This window comes from Janthinobacterium sp. (assembly GCF_009923995.1).
Classification (GTDB): domain Bacteria; phylum Pseudomonadota; class Gammaproteobacteria; order Burkholderiales; family Burkholderiaceae_D; genus Janthinobacterium.
In genome coordinates, this window is sequence record NZ_RFSK01000005.1 from 16,620 (window position 1) to 35,157 (window position 18,538).

The window sequence follows — 18,538 nt, forward strand, 5'->3', positions numbered from 1 at the left end:
CAACGCATGCAAAAAGCCGCGCGGCCCCAGGCCGACGCGGCTTTTTGCATGCCGTCCGGCACGGCAACATAAAAACTTCACTGCGTATATATAAGCACTGATATTATTTCCACATGAAAAAATCTTCGCTGGGCACGCAGCTGCGCCATTTGATCGAATTGCTCGACGGCGCCGTCGGCGCCGCCTATGAAGAAGCGGGCCTGCGCTACCGTCCCCGCTACACGCCCGTGATGCGCGTGCTGATGGCGCAGGACGCGGCCAGCATCGGCAGCATTGCCGCGGCCGCCGGCATCACGCAGCCGGCCGCCACGCAAACGGTGGCGCTGATGATCAAGGAAGGCCTGGTCTTCGCCTCCGCCGGCCCCGAAGACGGGCGCCAGAGACTGATACAACTGACGGCGCAGGGGCGCGCCATGCTGCCGGCGATCCAGCGCTGCTGGCAAGCGACGGCCGGCGCCGCCGCCAGCCTCGATGCCGACCTGCCGTTCCCCCTCTCGCAAGTACTGGCTCACGCCATCACGGCGCTGGAAAGCAAACCGTTCGGCGCGCGCATCCGCGAGGCGGGCGAGTGCCTGGACGACATCGGCAAGGCATCCTAGCAGGCTGCCTTGACGTCCTCGAGATACGCGCGAATGATGCTGGCGAAATCCGCGTCGGCCGTCAGGCCCAGCGCTGCAGCGCGGGCCGTATCCCAGGCGCCGGGCCAGCTCTTGACGATGCGCTCGATGGCGGGATCGGGCGCGTAGCTGATGCGGGCCGTCACGTCGCTGCCGGCCACCTGTTCGAGGGCGGCGATCATCTCGCCCACGCTCACGCTCAGGCCCGGCAAGTTCACCGTGCGGCTGGCACCGAAGGCCTCGCCCGCCAGTTCATGGCCGGCGATCAGGGAGGCGATGGCGCCGCGCGGTGACAGCAACCACAGGCGCAGGTCGGTGGACACGGGGCAGACGGCCGCTTCGCCGTTCAGCGGTTCGCGGATGATGCCGCTGGCGAAGGACGACGCCGCCTTGTTCGGTTTGCCGGGACGCACGCTGATGGTCGGCAGGCGCAGCACGCGGCCATCGACGAAGCCGCGCCGGCTGTAATCGTTGAGCAGCAATTCGCCGATGGCCTTTTGCGCGCCGTACGACGATTGCGGATTCAGGGCGGTCGTGTCCTGCACCACGGCCGGCAGCTGGCCGCCATACACGGCCACGGAGCTGGTAAACACCACTTTCGGCTTGTGTCCCAGTTCGCGGCAGATATCGAGCAGCAAACGCGACGCGTCCAGGTTGATGCGCATGCCCAGGTCGAAATCGGCTTCCGCCTGGCCGCTGACGATGGCCGCCAGGTGGAAGATCGACGCCGTCCGCGCGTCGATGGTGGCGCGCATCAGGGCGCCGTCGGCGATGTCGCCCGTGACGACTGTCACGCGCGCGTCGCCGAAGTCGTGCGCGGCCACCACGTCGACCAGCACCAGCTCGGTGATCGTCTGCATTTGGCCGCCGCTGTCCGTCAGCCGACCTTGCGCCAGCAACTGGCGCGCCAGGCGCTGGCCCAGGAAACCGGCGCCGCCGGTAATGAGTACTTTCATCTTCATGCTCCTTGTTTGTTGTTGTAAGCGGCGAGCCAGCCGAGGCCATCCTCGGTACGCCCGCGCGGACGGTATTCGCAGCCGATCCAGCCGTCATAGCCCAGTTCATCGAGCAGGCTGAATAAATACGGGTAATTGACTTCGCCATCGTCCGGCTCATTGCGCGCCGGGACGCTGGCGATCTGCACGTGGCCGATGCCGTCGAAGTTGTTCCTGAACGTCATGGCGATATCGCCTTCGACGATCTGCGTGTGGTAAAAGTCCATCTGCACCTTGACGTTCGGCGCGCCCGATTCCAGCCGCAACGCATGGCCCTGCGCCTGCGTGACGAGGAAGTAGCCGGGCATGTCGCGGCCGTTGATCGGTTCGATCAACATTTCGATGCCATGCGCGCCCACGGCCTTGGCCGCGTACTGCAGGTTCGCCAGGTAGGTGGCGCGGTGCAGGGCCAGGTCGGCGCCGGCAGGCACCAGGCCCGCCATCATGTGCACGCGCGGGGTACCCAGCGCCAGCGCATATTCGATGGCGCGCGCCACGCCAGCACGGAACTCTTCTTCGCGGCCCGGCAGCGAGGCGATGCCCCGCTCGCCGGCCGCCCAGTCGCCCGGCGGCAGGTTGAACAGCACATTCGTCAAGCCGTGCTCGCGCAGCCAGCCGGCCACTTCCTGCGGCGCATGGTCGTAGGGGAACAGGAATTCGACGCCCTGGAAACCCGCTTGCGCGGCGGCGGCAAAGCGCTGCGGGAAAGGCACTTCGTTGAACATCATGGTCAGATTGGCGGCAAAGCGGGGCATGCGTGTCTCCTGGGTTGCTTAGACATCGAGTTTGAACGTGTGTTTCAGGTCGGCGATCTGCGCCGCGTCGAGAGGGCGCGTGGGAACATCGCGCAGCAGCAGGAACAGCTTGGCCGTCTCTTCCAGCTCCTCGGCCGCATACACTGCCGCTTCCAGGCTGCTGCCCGAGACGACGGGGCCGTGATTGGCCAGCAGGACGGCCGAATGCTTGCGCGCCATGGCGCCGATGGCGCCCGCCAGCGCCGGGTCGCCCGGACGGTGGTAGGGCACGAGCGGCAGGCGCCCCACCTTCATCACAAAATACGGCGTCAGCGGCGGAATGCAATCGTCATGGTTCAAGCCGCACATGCAGGACACGGCGGCCGAATGCGTCGAGTGCAAATGCACGATGGCACCGGCGCCGCCCCGCTCCGCGTACATGGCGCGGTGCAGGAACGCTTCCTTGGACGGCGGCGCGCCGCTGATCAAGTTGCCGTCCCAGTCGAGCTTGGACAATTGCGCGGGATCAAGCCGCCCCAGGCTGGCATTCGTGGGCGTGAGCAGCCAGCCGTCGGACAGGCGCACGCTCAGGTTGCCGCTGCTGCCGGCCGTCAGGCCACGCTCGTACAGGGACTTGCCGAAGTCGACGATCTGCTCGCGCTGGCGCATTTCCTCGGGTGCGACGTGGATGGCAGGCGTCGCGGTACTCATGCCAGCACCTGCCAGGCCTTGCTGAAGAAATCCACCGTGCCGAAATTGCCGGACTTGAGCGCCAGCGCCAGAGGGGCCGCGCCATCGTCGCCCAGCGCGGGCAAGGCTTGCGTCCAGGGCACACCGGGGTCGATCTCGGGGCCGATGCGCAGGCCCGCCACGCCCAGCGCCTTGACCACCGCGCCCGACGTTTCGCCGCCGGCGACGATCAGCTGGCCCACGCCCAGGCGCACCAGGCCTTGCGCGATGGCGGCCAGGGTTTCCTCGACGAGGGCGCCGGCCCGCTCCACGCCCAGCTGCGCCTGTACGGCGCGCACGGCGTCCGGGGTGGCCGTGGCATACACCAGCACCGGGCCTTGCGCCAGGTGCCCGGCCGCCCAGGACAGCGCCTGTTGCACCACGGCGTCCACCACTTCGCCACCGGCCGCCAGCTGCAAGGGGTCGACGTGAAAGGCAGGCGCCACTTCGCGCAGGTGCGCCACCTGCTGCTGCGTGGCCACGGAGCAGCTGCCGGAGATCACGGCGCGCCAGCCGGCCGGCGGCGGCAGGCGCCCCGCCTGGCCCGCGGGCGATGGCGCCAGCTGGCCCCGCTGGCGGAAATTCTGCGGCAGCCCCAGCGCGATGCCGGAGCCGCCTGTGATCAGCTTCAAGTCGGCGCAGGCGGCGCCGATGGCTTCCAGGTCGCGGTTCGAGACGGCATCGACGACCGAAAAATGGCAGCCCTGGCCGCGTAAGTCCGTAAAGCGCTGGGCGATGGCGGCCGCGCCCTTCTCCACCACGGAGAAATCAGCCAGGCCCACCTTGCCTTGCACCTGCTGCTGCAGCACGCGCACCAGGTTCGAATCCGTCATCGGCGTCAGGGGATGCTCGCGCATGCCCGATTCGGCCAGCGGCACGTCGCCGACGAACAGGTTGCCCTTGTAGATGGTGCGCCCGTTGGCGGGGAAGGCGGGGCAGGCGATCGTGAAGTCCGTATCGAGCGCCTGCATCAGCGCCTCGGCCACGGGGCCGATATTGCCGCGCGGCGTGGAGTCGAAGGTGGAGCAGTACTTGAAGTAGAACTGGCGGCAGCCTGCCTGCTGCAGCCAGCGCAAGGCGGCCAGCGACTCGGCCACCGCTTCCTGCGGCGCCGTCGTGCGCGACTTGAGCGCGATGACGACGGCATCGACGTCGGCCGGCGGCGGCCCTTGCGGCACGCCGATCAGCTGCACGGTGCGCATGCCAGCCTTGACCAGCATGCCGGCCAGGTCGGTGCCACCCGTGAAGTCGTCGGCGATACATCCCAGTAGTACGGTCATGATTGTTCCTTCCTGATTCAGTTACGCTTTCGCCGGCAAGTCGATGCCCGGGAAAGTCTTGATGACGGCAGAGTCGTCCTCGCCGCCAAAGCCTGCCGCCGACGCCTGCATGAACATCTGGTGCGCCGTGGCCGACAGGGGCAATGGAAACACGCTTTTTTTCGCGTAATCGAGCACGATGCCCAAGTCCTTGACGAAGATGTTCACGGCCGACAGCGGCGTGTAGTCGCCCTTCAAAATGTGCGGCACCCGGTTCTGGAACATCCAGGAACTGCCGGCGCTGTTTGAAATGACTTCGTACAGGGCATCGGCGTCGCAGCCGGCGCGCAGGCCCAGCGCCATCGCTTCGGCGGCGGCTGCGATGTGCACGCCAGCCAGCAGCTGGTTGATCATCTTGACTTTCGAGCCTTGCCCCGGCTGTTCGCCCAGGCGGTACAGCTTGGCGCAGATGGCGTCAAAGACGCCGGCGCAGGCCGCGAACGCATCGGGCGCGCCGGCCGCCATGACGGACATCTCGCCGGCGGCCGCCTTGGCCGCTCCGCCGGAAATGGGCGCGTCGATGAAGCGCAGGTTCATGGCCGCCAGGCGCGCCCCCAGCGCTTCGGCAAATTCGGGCGCCACGGTGGCGCAGGCGATCACCACGCTGCCCGGCGCCAGGCTGGCCGCCGCGCCATGCTCGCCAAACAGCACGGTTTCCGTCTGCTGCGCATTGACGACGACGATCAGCAGGGCTTGCACCTGGGCCGCCAGCGCGGCGGGCGATTGCGCCGCATGGGCGCCCTTGTCCACCAGTTGCTGCACGGTGTCGGGGCGCACGTCGCAGGCATGCACTTCGAAGCCGCCGCGCAGCAGCGACTGCGCGATGCCCATGCCCATGGCGCCCAGCCCGACCACGCCCACTTTTTCGATTCTTGCGCTCATTATTTGCTCCACTTGTTTACTTGTTCACCAGTTTGGCCGGCACGCGCATGATGATGGCCGCGCCGATCACCAGGATGGCCGCCAGCAGGTAGATGGCGATGTCCGTCGACTGCGTCAGATCCTTGATCGAACCGATCATGTAGGGCGCGGCGAAGCCGGCCAGGTTGCCCACCGAATTGATGGCGGCGATGCCGGCGGCGGCGGAGACACCGCCAAGGAAGGCCGTCGGCAGGCTCCAGAACATGGGCGAGGCAGCCAGGATGCCGCCGGCGGCAATCGTCAGGAAGAAGATGGCCCAGCCCGTGTTGTGGGCGCCGGCCAGCGCGCTGCAGACGATGGCGGCGGCGCCCACCACCAGTGGGATGGCCATGTGCCAGCGGCGTTCGCGGTACTTGTCCGAGCTGCGCCCCAGCAGGATCATGGACGCCACGGCCACCGAATACGGAATCGCCGTAAACAGGCCGATATTGAGCACGCCCGTCACGCCAGCCGCCTTGATCAGGCTGGGCAGCCAGAAGGTCAGCGAGTACTGGCCCATCACGCAGCAGAAATAGATCAGGGCCATGACCCAGATGCGCGGATCGGCGAACATGGCGCGGATCGACGGATGCGAGACCTTGCCCTTCGCTTCCGTGGCGATGCGCTGTTCGAGCAGGCACTTTTCGTCTTCCGTCAGCCACTTCGCGGCGCGGATGCTGTTATCGAGGTACAGCAGCACGGCCACGCCCATCAGCGCGGCGGGAATCGCTTCGAGCACGAACATCCATTGCCAGCCCGCGTAGCCATGCCAGCCGGCGAAGGTTTCCATGATCCAGCCCGACAGGGGGCCGCCGATCAGGCCCGCCACGGGAATGGCGGCCATGAAGGTGCACACCATGCGCGCGCGGCGCTCGGACGGATACCAGTAGGTCAGGTACAGGATGATGCCAGGGAAGAAGCCCGCTTCGGCGATGCCGAGCAGGAAGCGCATGATGTAGAACATGGTCGGCGTGGTGACGAACATGAAGGCGCCCGAGATGATGGCCCAGGTGATCATGATGCGGGCGATCCACACACGGGCGCCGATCTTGTGCAGCATCACGTTGCTGGGCACTTCGAACAGGAAGTAGCCGAGGAAGAACACGCCGGCACCCAGGCCGTACACGGTTTCGGAAAACTGCAGGTCGGCCAGCATTTGCAGCTTGGCAAAACCCACGTTGACGCGGTCCAGGTAGGCGACGATGTAGCACAGCATAAGGAATGGGATGATGCGCCACGTCACCTTGCGGTAGACGGCGTCATCAATGAGTTTCTGGCTTGCGGCGGCGCCTGCCGGCTGGCCCGGCATTGCTTGTGACACTTCCATGCTTGTCTCCTGATCGCTGGGGGATCGACCGTGCCGGGTTTTTATGGTCCACCGGAGGTGGCTGGCAACTTGTCTAAAATTTGTATGGATGTATATTATGTGTGTGTTTTATGTGTGTCAAGCTGTATATTCCATATAATGGCAAGCAGGCAATCCCCTTTGAAAACCGTTAGCGCAAGGATGCACCCGATGGACCGCACGTTCAGCTTCACCCTTCCCGCGCCGGAGCCCGCCGCGGGCAGCTTCACCACCGGCACCCTGGGTGCGCGGGTGGCGGCCCGCCTGCGCCAGCAGATCCAGCACGATGGCCTGGCCGGCGGCACGCGCCTGCCGTCGGAACAGGCGATGGCCGAACATTTCGGCGTCAGCCGCACGGTGCTGCGCGAAGCCATCGCCCTGCTGCAGGCGGAAGGCATCCTCGTCACACGCAAGGGCAGCGGCACCTTCGTGTGCGCGCAGGATGGCGCGAAGGGCGGCGAACGGGGTGACGCGCTGACGGAGCAGTCGGTGCAATCGCTGCTGAACCTGATCGAGGTGCGCCAGGGACTGGAAGCGGAGATCGCCGCGCTGGCGGCCGTGCGGCGCACGCCGGGCCAGCTGGCGGACATCGAGCACGCGCTGCGGCGCATCGAGGAAGCGGTGGCGGCCGGTGTCGACGGCGTGGAAGAAGACGTGCGCCTGCACCTGTGCATCGCCGAGGCGACGGGCAATCCCTACTGGCCGAAGTTCGTCGCCATGTTCGCCGACCCGATCCGCTCGGCCGTCAAGGTGACGCGCGCGAACGAGGCGCGGCGCGCCGACTTTTCCGCCGAGGTGCGGCGCGAACACGAAAAGATCGTGCAGGCCATCGCCGCCGGCGACCCGCAGCTGGCGCGCCAGGCGGCCATGGAACACATGCAGCATGCGGCCGAACGGGTGCGCCTGGCCGACCGCGAATTCTGGCGCGGCGACGGCGGCGCGCTGGCACGCACCCTGGGGCGCGATCCCATCATGCAGAAGTAGCGCGCCGGCTCAGGGATAGGCCGGACGGCGCATCCGGAACAGGCTGTCCGCGGCAATTTCAAAATAATCGGCCGGTCCGCCGCCGCGCAGTATCGGCGCAGCGGCCGCCGTGTCGTACACGCCGTCCTTGAGCAGGTGGCGCGCGATATGCACGCCCACCACTTCGCCCAGCACCAGCCAGCTGCCGACGCCCTCCCCGTTCACGCCCTGCAGCTCGATGATCTGCGTGCGCCGGCATTCGAAGGACACGGGGCTTTCGGCCACGCGCGGCACCGCGACGAGGCGCGAGGCGGCCGGCGTCAGCCCGGCCAGCACGAATTCATCGACCTCGGGCGGCGCCGGCGCGCAGCTGGCATTCATGGCATCGGCCAGCGGCCGCGTCGCCAGGTTCCACACGAATTCGCCGTTCTCCTCGATATTGCGCAGGGTATCCTTGCGCCCGATGCTGGCAAAGCCGATCAGCGGCGGCGTGTAATTGAAGGCGTTGAAAAAACTGTAGGGCGCCAGATTGAGCACGCCTGCGCCGCTGCGCGTGGCGATCCAGCCGATGGGGCGCGGCCCGACAATCGCGTTGAAGGGATCGTGCGGCAGGCCGTGGCCCTGCGCAGGTTCATAGAAATAGCGTTCGTCGGTCATGCAATTCCTGTCGTGTATGGCGGGAGCCGGTATGGCAGCTTAGCAAAATCACCGCCTGGATGCATTTTCCGCTACCTTCGGGAGCGCCATCCGCCTTCTGCCCGAAAGCTGTTTACACCGCTGTTGCAACTTTGCATACTGGTGGCATCGCAATCCGGAGAAGCATGGAACTGATGAGTATCAACCCTGCGCAGCATGACTTTCTCATCCACCGACGCCGCCAAGGCTGGTACGTGGCAGCCATTGCCGTCCTGCATGTGGCGGTGTTCTGGCTAGCCACGCGGCCGGCACGGCAAGACGTGCCACACGACGGCCGGGTCTGGCTAACATTGATGCCGTCGCTGCCGCCAGCGCAGGAGCCCGTCCCCCCTGTCACGCCTGCGCCCAGGCCCCTGCCGGCTGCGCGTGTGGCACCGGCTAGCCCGCCGGATGCGTCACCGCCCAAGGCCGCTTCGCCCGCCGCAACAGTGTCACCGCCAGACAGGCCTGAAGAGCATGCCGTCACGACCGCGCCAGCGACGCCCGCCTCCGGCACGTCCACCCTGGCGCAACAGGCGCTGCAGGCGGTCGGCGCCATCGACCGCCAGCTGCGCGCCGAGCATCCGCAGGAGTTCACGGCGCCGCCCGATACGCCGCAGTCGCGCCTGGCGAAAGGCTTCGCGGAAGCGCATGCGGCGGTCAAGCCGAAGTGGTTCGAAGCGGCCCGCATCGAGCTGTTCAGCGCACCAAACGACCCCAGGCGCATTTACCGCATCATCACGGCGAGCGGCGAATACTGCATCTATTTACCGGACAAGGGCAGCATGTCGCTGAACCTCAGCGCGCGATCTGGCTACGCCGGTTTTGGCGAGGGAACGGCGGCGCCTTGCCCGATCCGGTTCTGATTTTTTCAGCCGCTCCATCAGCAGCGTGCCGCAGATGCCATGACAATGGTGGCATGGCGCACGCAACGCCACAATTGTGTAGCCCGGGCGCCCAGGCCTCGCTTATGATGAGGTAACTCAACCATTATCATTCCGCTACCGCCCATGCCCACCCTCACGCTGCACCAGAAAGTGTTCTTGCTCCTGCTGAGCATCGTCACCATCGGCTTCGGCTGGATACTGGCGCCGTATGCGGGCGCCATCTTCTGGGGCGTGGTGCTGGCCATCCTGTTCGCGCCCGTCTACCGCTGGCTGCTGCGCAAGACGCGAGGGCGCGCCGGGCTGGCTTCGCTGCTGACCTTGCTGCTGATTATCGTCATCGTCATCCTGCCGCTGTCGCTCATTTCCGTGTCGCTGGTGAACCAGGCGGCGGGCGTGGTGGAGATGGTGCGTTCGGGTGAAGTCACGGTCGGCATGTTCTTCAATAAAATCATGGCCGTGCTGCCGCAATGGCTGATCAACCTGCTTGAGCGCTTCAACCTGTCCAGCCTGGCGAGCCTGCAGGACAAGCTGGCCGAGGGCGCCAAGCAGGTGAGCCAGGTGGTGGCCGTGAAAGCCATCAATGTGGGCCTGTACACCTTCGAATTCCTGACCAGCCTGTGCATCATGCTGTACCTGCTGTTTTTCCTCATGCGCGACGGCTCGACCCTGTCGGCCCGCATCCGCGATGCCGTGCCGCTGAGCCGCAAGTACAAGCAGCGCCTGTTCACCAATTTCACCACGGTGATCCGCGCCACGGTGAAGGGCAACATCCTCGTGGCGATCGCCCAAGGCGCCCTGGGCGGCCTGGCATTCTGGTTCCTCGACGTGCCGGCACCCCTGCTGTGGGCCGTGCTGATGGCCTTCCTTTCGCTGCTGCCGGCCGTCGGTGCCGCCCTCGTCTGGGCGCCGGTGGCCATCTACTTCCTGGCCACGGGCGCCATCTGGCAGGGCGCGGGCCTGGCCGCCTTCGGCGTCTTCGTCATCGGCCTGGTCGACAATGTGCTGCGCCCCGTTCTGGTGGGCAAGGATACCAAGATGCCCGACTATGTGGTGCTGCTGTCGACCGTGGGCGGCATGGCCCTGTTCGGTCTGAACGGCTTCGTCATCGGCCCCGTGGTGGCCGCCCTGTTCATCGCGTCGTGGGACCTGTTCGTCTCGGCCAGCGAATTCCATGCGGACTGAGTCCGCCACCCGCGCGCAAACACGGGGCGCGGGAAACTGCGCGCAATAACGGCCGCCAGGATGCGCGGCCGCAACGGCAAGGCGCTGACGCCCTGCCAGGACCGCTTGCATTGCGCCCGGCATTGCACTATCGTTGCAGCACGCGCGTGTTGCCAACCTTGCAAAATAACGGGAGATTCCATCGTGTCGCTCATCCTCTACGGCCATCCTTTTTCCTCGTACACGCAGAAGGTGCTCATCGCCCTGTACGAGAACGCCCTGCCCTTCGATTTCCGCTGCCTGGCGCCGGACATGCCGCAACACCTGCAGCAGTGGCTGGAGCGCTGGCCGCTACGCAAGTTTCCGCTGCTGGTGGACGGCGAGCGCAACGTCGCCGAGACGAGCATCATCATCGAATACCTGCAACTGGCCCATCCCGGCCCGCTGCCCCTGCTGCCGGACGACCCGATGCAGGCGCTGGACGTGCGTTTTCTCGACCGCTACTTCGACCTGCACGTCATGACGCCCGTGCAGCATGCCGTCGGCGCCGCCCTGACGGGCGACCCGGCAAAGACGCGCGAAGGCCGCGCGCATGCCGGAGAAAAGCTGGACCTCGCCTACGCCTGGCTGGAAACCCGCCTGGCCGGCAGGACCTGGGCCACGGGCGAACACTTTACGCTGGCCGACTGCGCCGCCGCCCCCTCGCTGTTCTATGCGGACTGGACGCAGCCGATTCCCGCCACCCTGCCCCTGCTGCGCGCCTACCGCGCGCGCCTGCTGGCCCGCCCGTCGTTCGCGCGCGCGGTGGAAGAGGCACGCCCGTACCGCCACCTCTTCCCCCTCGGTGCGCCGCAGCGCGACTGAAGCGTATCAGGCAAACACGGGCCGGAAGAAACTGCGCTCGTAGCTGACGATGCAGCGCGTCTCTTCCGCGTAGCGGAAGGCGGCCTGGCATTCGGCGTCCTGCATGGAATCGCTGCGGTACTGCTCGTACAGGGTCAGACTGGGAAACGAGAACATGGCCAGCGCCACGTTGCTGGCGCCCTCGGACGGCAAAAAGTAGCCGTGGTGCTGGCCGCCGAAGCGTTCGACGAGCGGTATCCACAGCTTGCCGTAGGCTTCGAATTCCTTCAGTTTGTATGGATCGATGATGTAGCGCAAATAACAGGTGATCATGCGGTTTCCTTGTGAAGTTTCAGATGTGTCAGCATGCCCGCCTCCCACGAGCCGATGGCGGCCAGTGGCGAGGCAGGCAGAAAGTCCAGCGCGCAGGGATACGTAAAATCTTCCTGCGCCAGCACGTCGAGACCGGGCCAGCCGTAGAACAGCAGCTTGCCCTTGCCGATGCGCCCCAGCGCGCTGCCGTCGGGCAGCCAGCGCAGGGCATTGCCCGTGCCGCCGCCCGCCTCCACGGGCACCGTGGCCAGGCGGCGCCCATCGTCGATCGCATGCACGGACAGGTACTCTTCGCCGCCGGCGTGGTGCAGCACGGCCAGGCGCTCGCCATCGGGCGATGGCGCGCATGACATGATGCCAGGCAGCGACAGCACCACGCGGCCGCCGCCCGCCTGTAACGGCCAGTCCCACAGGCTGCAGTAGTCGGGCGGCTGCACCAGCCCTTCCTCCGCCGATTTGACGCCATGCTGCACCAGCAAACGCCGTCCGCCGTCGATGGCGCAAACGCTGCGCAGCATCTCGCGCGCGTGCTCCTGCATGAAGAGCACCTCGCCCGTCTGCGCGTCGCGCACCCGCAGGCGGCCGTCCCAGCCACCGTCGGCCAGATACCGGCCGCAGGGCGACCATGCGGGAGCACAGCCCTCGCCATCCTTTTTATTCTGGAAGTTGAGCAGTAAATTCCCCGATGCGGCATCGACCACGGCCATCTGGCCCGTCGTGCTCTTGATGGCAATCCGGCTGCCGTCGGGCGAAAACGCCATGCTGGAGCAATGCGCGATGAATTTGCGGCGCCACAGTTTCTGGCGCGATGCCACGTCCCACAGGACCAGGTCGCGGCCCAGCACGGCCAGGCGAGCGCCATCCGGTGAAAACCGCACGCCGTAGCTGCAGCCCAGCTTCAGGGGCTTCACGCTTGCCGTCATGGGCGCGCCAGGCGGTACACCACGCTGTCGATGTCGTAGTGGCGCTCCATGCCGACGTACTGCATGCCCAGGCGCGTCATGACCTTGATCGAGGCGGCGTTGTCGGGATGCGCCACCGCCACCACTTCGGGTGCGCCGACGACGTCGAAGGCATGCGCGACGATGACATTGGCCGCCTCGCTCGCATAACCCTTGCCCCAGCCGGCGCGCGCCAGGCGCCAGCCGATTTCGTGCGGTTTCTCCTTGTCGCCGCCGATATGCTGCAGGCAGGCCAGCCCCACCAGCACCTCGTCCTCGGTACGGATCAGGGCCCACCACGAATAACCCCACTCGGCCCAGCGCCCCATGATGCGGGCAACGGCGGCACGTGTATGTTCCTCCGTCTCCGGCTGGCCCGCGTTGAGGTAGGTCATCACTTCGGTATCCGAGTTCATGGCGTGCATGGCGTCGTAATGCTTGTCGGTGACAGGTTCGAGGCGCAGGCGCGCCGTGTGCAGGATGGTCATGGCAATTCCTTGGTCGAAAAAAAAGACGATACACGATCGTCTTTTTTTAGCAAGAGTGCAAGCGAATTACTTGCCTGCTTCGCCCTTCTTGATCCACGCCGCCAGCTGGTGCGGGCGCAGGCCATCGTAGTCTTCGAATGGCTGGTGAATCCATGGGTTGTGCGGCAGTTCGTCCAGGAAGTAGTCGGGACGCACGACGGAGCAGCCTTTCAGCCAGATCACGGCCGACTTGACTTCGGTCACGTCAGGGAAGTTTTCCTTCAGGTGACGCGTGACCTTGTCCAGGGTGACGCCCGAATCGGCCAGGTCGTCGACCAGCAGGATGCGGCCGGCCAGCGGGCCCTTGGTCATCGTCATGTACTTGGCGATATCGAGGTCGCCGCGCACGGTGCCCGCGTCTTCGCGGTAGGAGCTGGTCGACAGGATGGCCAGCGGCAGGTCAAAAATGCGCGAGAACACGTCGCCAGGACGCACGCCGCCGCGCGCCAGGCACAATACCTGGTCGAATTTCCAGCCCGATTCGTAGACCTTGAGCGCGAGGCGCTCGATCAGGCGGTGGTACTCTTCCCAGTTGACCCAGAGATGTTGATCGTTCGATTGTGGGGTAGTCATGATAGTGGAATCTTATTATTGGCTTGATTAAAAAAATCCGCCTTGCGGCGGATTGTGTCCAGCAGCTTATTCGAATGGGTGGCGCAGCACGATCGTTTCTTCACGATCCGGACCGGTCGAAACCATGTCCACCGGTACGCCGACCAGTTCTTCGATGCGCTTGATGTAGGCGCGTGCCGTGGCAGGCAGGGCCGCCAGCGATTTCGCGCCGACGGTGCTTTCCGTCCAGCCTGGCATCTCTTCGTACACCGGTACGCAGCGGGCGGCTTCTTCGGCGCCCGACGGGAAGATGTCCGTGGCCACGCCGTCGATGGTGTAGCCGGTGCACAGCTTCAGGGTTTCGATGCCGTCCAGCACGTCCAGCTTGGTCAGGCACATGCCCGTCACGCCGTTGATCTGCACGGAGCGGCGCAGCAAGGCGGCGTCGAACCAGCCGCAGCGGCGGGCACGGCCCGTCACGGTGCCGAATTCATGGCCCACTTGCGCCAGATGGTGGCCGACGCCCGCATCCGTTGGCAGTTCCGAAGGGAACGGACCGGAGCCGACGCGCGTCGTGTAGGCCTTGGTGATGCCCATGATGTAGTGCAGCATGCCAGGACCCACGCCCGAACCGGCGGCGGCATTGCCGGCCACGCAGTTCGACGAGGTGACGAACGGGTAGGTGCCGTGGTCGACGTCCAGCAGGGAACCTTGCGCGCCTTCGAACAGCAGGTTGGCGCCGGCCTTGTGCGCCTTGTACAGCGCGCTCGACACGTCGGTGACCATCGGGCGCAGACGCGGCACATAGGCCAGCGCGTCGTCGAGGGTCTTCTGGTAATCGATGCGCGGAGCCTTCAGGTAGTGCTCCAGCACGAAGTTGTGGTAATCGAGGTTTTCCGCCAGTTTTTCGGCGAAACGGGTCTCGTTGAGCAGGTCGGCGACGCGGATGGCGCGGCGCGCCACCTTGTCTTCGTAGGCCGGGCCGATGCCCTTGCCCGTGGTGCCGATCTTGGCCGCGCCGCGCGCAGCTTCACGGGCCAGGTCGAGCGCCGAGTGGTAAGGCAGGATCACCGGTGCGGCGTCCGACACTTTCAGGCGCGAGGCGACTTCGACGCCAACGGCTTCGAGCTTGTCGATTTCGCGCAGCACGTCCGGCACGGAAACGACCACGCCGTTACCGATGTAGCAGGCGACGCCTGGACGCATGATGCCCGACGGGATCAGCTGCAGCGCGGTTTTCACGCCGCCGATGACCAGCGTGTGGCCTGCATTGTGGCCGCCCTGGAAGCGCACCACGCCCTGGGCGTGATCGGTCAGCCAATCGACGATCTTGCCTTTACCTTCATCGCCCCATTGGGTGCCGATGACAACAACGTTCTTTGCCATAATTTTCTTTGACATCACTCAACCTAAGTTTTTAAGAATCCAGCTACTACCATTATCGGCAAGTACCAGCACGCGATCGCACTCGAACTCGTCTTGTTCATTACTGTGACCCGGCATACTCTGGATCACGACCTCGCCCGCCTTGCGCAACTCGGCGATTTTTTCCTTCAATTCTGGCGCGCTGCCCCATGGGGCGCGGATCGAATGCTTCCGTTCCGCCGTGGGGAGCAGGCGCGCCAGTTCGCGCAAATCGAGCGAGAAGCCGGTCGCGGGACGTGCCCGGCCGAACGCTTCGCCGACGTGGTCATAACGGCCGCCGCGCGCAACCGCGTTCGGCAAGCCAGGTACATACAGCGCAAACATCGCGCCGCTTTCATATTGGTAGCCGCGCAGGTCGGCCAGGTCGATCGCCACTTCGGCGCGGCCCAGCGCAGATCCTGCCAGCGCGGCCAGTTCGGCCAGCGCCTTGAGCACGCCCGGCAGCGGCGGCAGCACTTCGCGCGCGCGCGCCAGCACGTCGATGTCGCCATACAGGTTCGGCAGGGCCAGCAGCGCATCGCGCGTCACGGCGTCATAGCTGGCCGTCAGGGCGCGCAGGCCCGGCGCATCCTTCGCGCGCAGCAGGGTGTACAGCGCAGCCTCGTCGCGCACGGCGGCGGCGTCTTGCGCAATGATAGCGCGCAACAGGCCCACGTGCGACAAATCCAGGCGCACGCTGTCGAAACCGGCCAGTGCCAGCGAGGCGAGCGCCAGTTCCTGGATCTCGGCGTCCGCTTCCAGGCCGGCGTGGCCATAGATCTCGGCGCCGATCTGCAGCGGCTCGCGCGTGGCGTGCAGGCCCGACGGACGGGTATGCAGCACGCTGCCGGCGTAGCACAGGCGCGTCACGGTGGCACGGTTCAGCAGGTGGGCGTCGATGCGCGCCACCTGGGTGGTCATGTCGGCGCGCAGGCCGAGCATGCGGCCGGACAGCTGGTCGACCAGCTTGAACGTGCGCAGGTCGGTATCCTTGCCAGCGCCGGTCATCAGCGATTCCAGATACTCGAGCAGCGGCGGCATGACCAGTTCATATCCGTACAGACGGAAATTATCCAGCATGAGGCGACGCAGCTCTTCGATCTTGCGCGCTTCCGACGGCAGAACATCGGCAATATTTTCGGGCAAAAGCCAATTCGGCATGAGGGAGCGAGATACGGAAGAAAGTTGAAAAATGCATCATGCGAGGCAGCGGCGGGCGCGCCAGGCAAGAGGCCGAACCTGATATTTTACGCGAAAACACGGGCCTTTAGGGATAAGTTGTCCGAATCGGTGCCGCGCAAGGCGAAAAACACCCCATTTTACGCCTTCCCGCAACAGCATGGCAGGCACAAAAAAACGGGGCCGGCGTCAGACGCCGGCCCCGCTGGTACCGCCCCCGCCCTTGCGGACGGAAGCAGCGTGCTGCTGCCTTACTTCTTGGCCGGAGCGGCTGCGCCGCTGCCCTTGAAGTACTTGAAGAATTCCGAGCTTGGATCGACCACCATCACGTCGCCCTTGTCCTTGAAGGTGGCGCGGTAGGCTTCCAGGCTACGGTAAAACTTGTAGAACTCCGGATTCTTGCCGAAGGCTTCCGCATAGATCTGCGACGCCTGGGCATCGCCCTCGCCGCGGGTCTTTTCGGCTTCGCGGTAGGCTTCGGCCAGGATCACCGTGCGCTGCTTGTCGGCGTCGGCGCGGATTTTCTCGGAGTCGGCCGAACCGGTCGACCGCAGTTCGTTGGCAACGCGCACGCGCTCGGACTTCATGCGGTCGTACACGGAGTTGTTGATCTGCTCGACGTAGTCGACGCGCTTCAGGCGCACGTCGACGATGCCCACGCCGATGGACTTGGCTTCCGCCGAGACCTTGGCCTGGATCGCCTCCATCACCTTGCCGCGCTGGCCCGAGATCACTTCGCGCACGGTGCGCTTGGTGATTTCATCGTTCAGGGCGGCCTTGACGATTTGCGACATGCGGTTGCGGGCACGGCCCTCATCGCCGCCGAAGCTGCGGAAATACAGCTTCGGATCGGTGATGCGCCATTTGACGAAGGCATCGACGAGGATGTTCTTCTTCTCGGCCGTGATGAAGCGCTCCGGCTCCGGCGTGTCGATGGTCAGCACGCGCTTGTCCAGGTACATGACGTTCTGGAATGGCGGCGGCAGCTTGAAGTACAAGCCCGGGGTGCTGATCACTTCCTTGACCTCGCCCAGGGCGAAGACGATGGCGTATTTACGCTGATCGACGACGAACACGGTCGAGGACAGGAGCATGATCGCGATAAAGCCCGCGATCAGGGCGGCAACGATACGGTTCATTAACGGCTCTCCCGTTCACGCGAAGAGCGGCTCTCGCGACGCGAATTGACTTCTACTGTCTGCATGGCTTCCTGTGGCATTACGGTATTGGCTGCGGGTGCGGCCGCCGCTGCGCGCGCTGCCGCGGCCGAGGCGTCCGACGCCGCCTGCTGGGCGATCAACTTGTCGAGCGGCAGATACAGCAGGTTGCTGCCCGTCTTGGCATCGACCATGACCTTGCTGGCACTGCTGAACACCTGCTGCATGGTTTCCAGGTACATGCGGTCACGCGTGACGGCCGGCGCCTTCTGGTACTCGACCAGCACCTGCTTGAAGCGCGACGCGTTACCCGCGGCGTTCTCGGTCACCATGGAACGATACGCCTCGGCTTCCTGGATCAAACGGAATGCGGCGCCGCGCGCTTTCGGAATGACGTCGTTGGCGTAGGCCTGGCCTTCATTCTTCTGGCGTTCACGGTCCTGGCCGGCCTTGACGGCATCGTCGAAGGCGGCTTGCACCTGCTCCGGCGGCTGCACGGCCTGCATCGTCACGTTGGTGATGACGACGCCGACGTTGTAGCGGTCGAGGATCTGCTGCATCAGCTGCTGCGTTTCGTAGGCGACCTTCTCGCGTCCTTCATACAGGACGAAGTCCATCTTGCTGCGGCCGACCACTTCGCGGATCGCCGTTTCGGCGACCTGGCGCAAGGTATCTTCCTGGTCGCGCACGCTGAACAGCCAGGCCACCGGGTCTTTCAGGGTGTACTGCACCGCGAACTGGATATCGATGATGTTTTCATCGTCCGTCAGCATCAGCGATTCGCTGGCCTGCTTGTTGCGCAGCGACGTGCGATAACCCACTTCCACCGTGCGCACCTGCGACACGTTGACGGTTTCGTCGGTCTGGAACGGGTACGGCCAGCGCCAGTTGAAACCGGCCGGCGTGGTGTGGCTGTATTTGCCGAACGTGAGCACGACGCCGCTCTGCCCCTCCTGCACGATGAAGGCGCCGCTGGCGAGCCAGATCAGCACGGCGATCACGCCGACGACGCCGGCCGTGATGCCGGCGCCCTTCATGTCGGGGCGCGGGCCGCCGCTATTGTTGCCGCCATTGCCGCCGTTATCGGGACGGTTCTTCTGTCCGAAAAAGGCATTCAGGCGCTGATTGAAATCGCGCCACAGCTGGTCGAGGTCCGGCGGACCTTCGCCGGGCTTTTTGCCTTCTTGGGCTTTCTTGCCGTCGTCCTTGCGATTGCCCCAGCGGGGATCGTTCAGGGACAACTTCAAGCCTGTTTTTTTGAGTAGGGAGACAAGCAT

Annotated in this window: 20 protein-coding genes; 5 read left to right on the plus strand and 15 right to left on the minus strand. The window is 65.4% G+C overall.

What is annotated here, in order from left to right:
* The first annotated feature begins 113 nt into the window (after window positions 1-113).
* Window positions 114-599, plus strand: a complete 486-nt coding sequence (locus tag EBS11_RS03820; protein ID WP_290600673.1) for a MarR family transcriptional regulator — start codon at window positions 114-116, stop codon at window positions 597-599.
* On the opposite strand, the gene denD is transcribed toward EBS11_RS03820, so the two are convergent.
* From denD to EBS11_RS03850, 6 genes are read right to left on the minus strand one after another with little or no spacing between them, the layout of a single operon-like run.
* On the minus strand, window positions 596-1,573 hold the full coding sequence (denD, locus tag EBS11_RS03825) for a D-erythronate dehydrogenase (protein ID WP_290600674.1): 978 nt from the start codon (window positions 1,571-1,573) through the stop codon (window positions 596-598). The genes EBS11_RS03820 and denD overlap by 4 nt on opposite strands.
* Window positions 1,574-1,575: 2 nt before the next feature.
* Window positions 1,576-2,367, minus strand: coding sequence for a 2-oxo-tetronate isomerase (gene otnI, locus EBS11_RS03830; RefSeq protein WP_290600675.1), 792 nt, complete (start codon window positions 2,365-2,367; stop codon window positions 1,576-1,578).
* A gap of 18 nt (window positions 2,368-2,385) precedes the next feature.
* Window positions 2,386-3,057, minus strand: a complete 672-nt coding sequence (gene otnC / locus EBS11_RS03835) for a 3-oxo-tetronate 4-phosphate decarboxylase (protein WP_290600677.1) — start codon at window positions 3,055-3,057, stop codon at window positions 2,386-2,388.
* Window positions 3,054-4,355 carry a 3-oxo-tetronate kinase gene (gene otnK / locus EBS11_RS03840; RefSeq protein ID WP_290600678.1) on the minus strand — a complete coding sequence of 434 codons (1,302 nt, stop codon included), beginning with the start codon at window positions 4,353-4,355 and terminating at the stop codon, window positions 3,054-3,056. Before otnK ends, otnC begins: the two co-directional genes overlap by 4 nt.
* Before the next feature lie 21 nt (window positions 4,356-4,376).
* Entirely contained in the window at window positions 4,377-5,276 is a 900-nt protein-coding gene (gene ltnD / locus EBS11_RS03845; RefSeq protein WP_290600679.1) for an L-threonate dehydrogenase, read from the minus strand.
* A gap of 16 nt (window positions 5,277-5,292) precedes the next feature.
* Window positions 5,293-6,603 (minus strand): MFS transporter, encoded by a 1,311-nt coding sequence (locus EBS11_RS03850; protein ID WP_290600860.1) that lies wholly within the window; start codon window positions 6,601-6,603, stop codon window positions 5,293-5,295.
* A gap of 207 nt (window positions 6,604-6,810) precedes the next feature.
* Here EBS11_RS03850 and EBS11_RS03855 point away from each other — a divergent pair, with 207 nt between their 5' ends.
* Window positions 6,811-7,623 (plus strand): FadR/GntR family transcriptional regulator, encoded by an 813-nt coding sequence (locus EBS11_RS03855; protein WP_290600681.1) that lies wholly within the window; start codon window positions 6,811-6,813, stop codon window positions 7,621-7,623.
* 9 nt (window positions 7,624-7,632) lie between these two features.
* On the opposite strand, the gene EBS11_RS03860 is transcribed toward EBS11_RS03855, so the two are convergent.
* The gene (locus EBS11_RS03860) at window positions 7,633-8,259 is read right to left on the minus strand and encodes a flavin reductase family protein (RefSeq protein ID WP_290600682.1); all 627 of its coding nucleotides are present in this window, start codon (window positions 8,257-8,259) and stop codon (window positions 7,633-7,635) included.
* A gap of 164 nt (window positions 8,260-8,423) precedes the next feature.
* Between EBS11_RS03860 and EBS11_RS03865 the strand changes: the two genes are divergently transcribed.
* The 3 genes from EBS11_RS03865 to EBS11_RS03875 all read left to right on the plus strand — a co-directional run bounded on the left by EBS11_RS03865 (window position 8,424) and on the right by EBS11_RS03875 (window position 11,189).
* Window positions 8,424-9,143: a hypothetical protein gene (locus EBS11_RS03865; RefSeq protein WP_290600684.1), complete on the plus strand. Its 720-nt coding sequence runs from the start codon at window positions 8,424-8,426 to the stop codon at window positions 9,141-9,143.
* Between the two features lie 144 nt (window positions 9,144-9,287).
* On the plus strand, window positions 9,288-10,346 hold the full coding sequence (locus EBS11_RS03870) for an AI-2E family transporter (RefSeq protein WP_290600686.1): 1,059 nt from the start codon (window positions 9,288-9,290) through the stop codon (window positions 10,344-10,346).
* A 183-nt stretch (window positions 10,347-10,529) separates the two neighbouring features.
* On the plus strand, window positions 10,530-11,189 hold the full coding sequence (locus tag EBS11_RS03875; RefSeq protein ID WP_290600688.1) for a glutathione S-transferase family protein: 660 nt from the start codon (window positions 10,530-10,532) through the stop codon (window positions 11,187-11,189).
* 6 nt (window positions 11,190-11,195) lie between these two features.
* Here EBS11_RS03875 and EBS11_RS03880 read toward each other — a convergent pair whose 3' ends face one another.
* From EBS11_RS03880 to hflK, 8 genes are all read right to left on the minus strand, one after another.
* Window positions 11,196-11,501: an NIPSNAP family protein gene (locus EBS11_RS03880; protein WP_290600689.1), complete on the minus strand. Its 306-nt coding sequence runs from the start codon at window positions 11,499-11,501 to the stop codon at window positions 11,196-11,198.
* Complete coding sequence (locus EBS11_RS03885; protein WP_290600691.1) at window positions 11,498-12,424, minus strand: WD40 repeat domain-containing protein; 927 nt, start codon at window positions 12,422-12,424, stop codon at window positions 11,498-11,500. The genes EBS11_RS03880 and EBS11_RS03885 overlap by 4 nt, the downstream gene beginning before the upstream one ends.
* Complete coding sequence (locus tag EBS11_RS03890) at window positions 12,421-12,930, minus strand: GNAT family N-acetyltransferase (protein ID WP_290600692.1); 510 nt, start codon at window positions 12,928-12,930, stop codon at window positions 12,421-12,423. Before EBS11_RS03890 ends, EBS11_RS03885 begins: the two co-directional genes overlap by 4 nt.
* 66 nt (window positions 12,931-12,996) lie before the next feature.
* Complete coding sequence (locus EBS11_RS03895) at window positions 12,997-13,542, minus strand: phosphoribosyltransferase family protein (RefSeq protein WP_034752020.1); 546 nt, start codon at window positions 13,540-13,542, stop codon at window positions 12,997-12,999.
* A gap of 66 nt (window positions 13,543-13,608) precedes the next feature.
* Window positions 13,609-14,922: an adenylosuccinate synthase gene (locus EBS11_RS03900; protein ID WP_099667093.1), complete on the minus strand. Its 1,314-nt coding sequence runs from the start codon at window positions 14,920-14,922 to the stop codon at window positions 13,609-13,611.
* A 3-nt stretch (window positions 14,923-14,925) separates the two neighbouring features.
* Window positions 14,926-16,086 carry an ATP phosphoribosyltransferase regulatory subunit gene (locus tag EBS11_RS03905; protein ID WP_035820702.1) on the minus strand — a complete coding sequence of 387 codons (1,161 nt, stop codon included), beginning with the start codon at window positions 16,084-16,086 and terminating at the stop codon, window positions 14,926-14,928.
* Window positions 16,087-16,355: 269 nt separating this feature from the next.
* Window positions 16,356-17,243, minus strand: a complete 888-nt coding sequence (hflC, locus tag EBS11_RS03910; RefSeq protein WP_290600705.1) for a protease modulator HflC — start codon at window positions 17,241-17,243, stop codon at window positions 16,356-16,358.
* Window positions 17,243-18,538: an FtsH protease activity modulator HflK gene (gene hflK / locus EBS11_RS03915; protein WP_290600707.1), complete on the minus strand. Its 1,296-nt coding sequence runs from the start codon at window positions 18,536-18,538 to the stop codon at window positions 17,243-17,245. Before hflK ends, hflC begins: the two co-directional genes overlap by 1 nt.